The 1,096-nt window shown below is 42.2% G+C and carries 1 protein-coding gene; it reads right to left on the reverse strand.

Features of this window, described 5'->3' with window-relative positions; translation table 11 throughout:
• Nucleotides 1-1,096: Ig-like domain-containing protein (locus EV142_RS23770; RefSeq protein WP_209443532.1), on the reverse strand; the 1,096-nt coding region annotated here is incomplete at both ends.

Consider the following 1,096-nt stretch of genomic DNA (forward strand, 5'->3'; position numbering starts at 1 on the left):
TGACTGCATCACTGTCCTGCATCAAACTTGAGTTGTTCTCAAAAGTCAGCGTGCCTCCGCTGGTAACGTTTAAGGCATTAGTAACTGTAAGAGTATTTCCGTCGCTAATTACAACATTAACACCTGAATTTACAGTACAGCTGCAAAAAGTTAAATCTCCTGCTGATGTATAATTTCCTGCAAAAACGACAGGCTGATTACTTGTTGGCGGACCATTTGTCCATCCAGCATTCCAGGTTGCCAATAACGGCAATTGATTTATAGCAATATTATTCGAAGCTACAGAAGTACAGGTACCATTTCCAACTGTATAAGTATATGTGGTATTGGCGGCAAGACCTGTAATTGTAATCGTTGTTCCTGTTCCCGTAGTTACGACAGCACCTGGTGATCTTGTTAATGTCCATGTTCCTGTAGAAGGTAGTCCGCTTAAAACTACAGATCCCGTTGGCACTGCACAGGTAGGCTGCGTTATTGTTCCTACTATCGGAGCTGATGGTTGTGGGTTTACAGTTATAAGAACTGTTTGTGTACAATCATTGTTGTTTCTATAGGTAATTGCACTTGTTCCCGCTGCAGCTCCTATTACTAATCCAGTATTGGATACTACAGCAACTGATGGGTTTGACGACGTCCATGGTGTTGTACCATGTGGAGTGCCGGTGCCAATTAATTGTATTATCGATCCTGTACAAACAGATGGAGGTCCTATTATTGTTGGTAATGGGTTTACCGTTACAGTAACCGTTTGTGTACAGCCAATGTTATTTGTATAGGTGATAACGCTTGTTCCCGGTGCAACTCCTGTCACTAATCCCGTATTTGATACTGTAGCAACTGATGTTGTTGCAGAAGTCCATGGTGTTGTACCATTTGGAGTAGCAGAACCTGTTAATTGTGTTGTTGATCCGATACAAACAGTCGGAGTTCCCGTGATTGTTGGTAATGGGTTTACCGTTACCGTTACCGTTTGTGTACAGCCATTGTTATTGGTATAAGTTATAACGCTTGTTCCCGCTGCAACTCCTGTCACTAATCCTGTATTCGATACTGTAGCAACTGATGTTGTTGCAGAAGTCCATGGTGTTGTAGCATT

This window comes from Flavobacterium circumlabens, from assembly GCF_004345565.1.
Classification (GTDB): Bacteria; Bacteroidota; Bacteroidia; order Flavobacteriales; family Flavobacteriaceae; genus Flavobacterium; species Flavobacterium circumlabens.